The organism is Bradyrhizobium sp. 153 (genome assembly GCF_023073835.1).
In the GTDB taxonomy this organism is placed as follows: Bacteria; Pseudomonadota; Alphaproteobacteria; order Rhizobiales; family Xanthobacteraceae; genus Bradyrhizobium.
In genome coordinates this window covers 1-1,956 of record NZ_JADPKH010000025.1, presented here as the reverse complement: position 1 = coordinate 1,956, position 1,956 = coordinate 1, and the positions used below count along the sequence as shown (strand labels likewise).

Here is a 1,956-nt window from a genome sequence, read left to right as displayed (position 1 = left end):
GGCATCGCTGACGCCGTGCTTCCGGCACAGATCGACAACCGACACGCCAGCCTCGTGCTCCTTCAAAATCCCGATGATCTGCTCTTCCGTAAAGCGGCTGCGCTTCATGCTCTGGTCCTCATATGGGCGATTTTGTTGCAAAAGTCAGTTGAGACGAGCTGGCAAGCGTGATTCCGTTGTGTTGACGCGAATCGCGACGAGGTCGATCCATGATGGGCCGTCTGAAGAGTGACCAAGGTCAACTGTTCTACAAATTTCATCTCAGCGACGCGATTCCCGAAGATCATCTGGTGCGTAAGATCGACACTGCGCTCGATCTGTCCTGGCTTCGTAGCGAACTTGCTCCTCATTATTCGTCCATGGGTCGCCCGTCGATCGATCCGGAGCTGATGATCCGGATGCTGATCGTGGGATATGTCTTCGCGATCCGCTCGGAGCGGCTGCTCTGCCGTGAAGTGCAGGTGAACCTCGCCTATCGGTGGTTCTGCAAGCTCGGTATCGAGGATGCTATTCCGGATCATTCAGCCTTCTCGCGGGCCCGCAATGAGCGCTTCCGCGAGGGAGATGTCATTCGTCGCGTGTTCGAACATATCGTCGAGGCGTGCATTGTGGCCGGTCTGGTTGGTGGCGAAGGTTTTGCGGTAGACGCGAGCCTGATCCAGGCAGATGCCAACAAGCAGCGCTCGATCGCCGGTCAGGATTGGCGCAGGGATCGCGATCCGGCGAGGTCAAGCCGCGCGGTGAAGGGAGTATCTGGCAACCCTCGACGATACGGCGTGGGGTGCGGCCAGTGACGTTGTCCCGAAGTTCATCTCGCTGTCCGATCCCGCGGCCCAGTGGACCGGAGCTCACAAGGGACCAGCGTTCTTCGCTTACTCCGACAATTATCTCATCGACGTGAAGTTCGGCGTCATCGTTGATGTTGAGGCGTCCCGCTCCATTCGCCAGGCCGAGGTCGGAGCGGCGAGGACAATGATTGAACGAACAGAGGAGCGCTTTGGTCTCAAGCCGGAACGGCTTGTCGGGGATACCGCTTACGGGGCTGCTCCGATGCTGAACTGGCTGGTCGAGGAGAAGGGCATCGCGCCACATATCCCCGTATTCGACAAGTCGAAGCGAGATGACGGTACCTTCTCGCGCAGCGACTTTCGATATGATCCGACCAGCGACGTCTACCACTGCCCGGGCGGAAAGCGGCTCGGGACAAGCGGCACCGTGCACGAGGGCAAAACGCTTCTGTATCGTGCGAGCAAGCTCGACTGCGACGTATGCCCGCTTAAGCCGCAGTGCTGTCCAAAAGAACCATCGCGCAAGATCCCGCGCGACATACATGAGCACGCCCGGGACGTCGCCCGGTCGTTCGCTGGCACCGAGGCTTTCGAGACGTCGCGACGCCAGCGCAAGAAGGTCGAGATGCAGTTTGCACACTTGAAGCGCATCCTGAGGCTTGGTCGGCTCCGGCTTCGTGGCCCACGGGGCGCCCAGGATGAGTTTGTTCTGGCTGCCATCGCTCAAAATCTGAGGCGCCTCGCGTCGTGCGTTGCGCGACCACCACCCGCTCATGCCACGTGCATTGCGTAGCGTAGGAGTTGCGTTGAGAGCGTCCCGGTCGCCGGATCAAAACCGGTCGCCCTTACCGAACGACTGAAAGACATCCGTCGGTACAGCCGACTTTTGCAACAAAATCGGGCCAGAGCGAACTTCAATCTGGATTAAGTCCAGGGGGCAAGGTCACCGCGAGCAAACATCGTCAGGCACGCGGGCCGGCTTGGTGTCGAAATCACGAACATCACGCTCTCTGACGATTTTTCTGACGATGTCATCTTAGCGTTCCGCAAGCTGCTGCTAGGCGGTGTAGACACTTATCGCACCCATAGGACAATGGCAGCGAGAGTGACGACGGCTCGGTAATTTCGGGCGGTCTTTTCGAAGCGGGTAGCGACGCGGCGGAACTGC

General features: G+C 59.2%; 1 protein-coding gene and 2 pseudogenes. 1 reads left to right on the top strand and 2 read right to left on the bottom strand.

The window, feature by feature from the left end; translation table 11 throughout:
- Nucleotides 1-108: transposase (locus tag IVA91_RS06190; protein ID WP_247448907.1), on the bottom strand; the 108-nt coding region annotated here is incomplete at its 3' end.
- Nucleotides 109-209: 101 nt separating this feature from the next.
- Here IVA91_RS06190 and IVA91_RS06185 point away from each other — a divergent pair.
- Nucleotides 210-1,581 (top strand): annotated as a pseudogene (locus IVA91_RS06185) (IS1182 family transposase).
- 281 nt (nucleotides 1,582-1,862) lie between these two features.
- Here IVA91_RS06185 and IVA91_RS06180 read toward each other — a convergent pair.
- A pseudogene (locus IVA91_RS06180) lies at nucleotides 1,863-1,956 on the bottom strand (IS5/IS1182 family transposase); the annotation flags it as partial.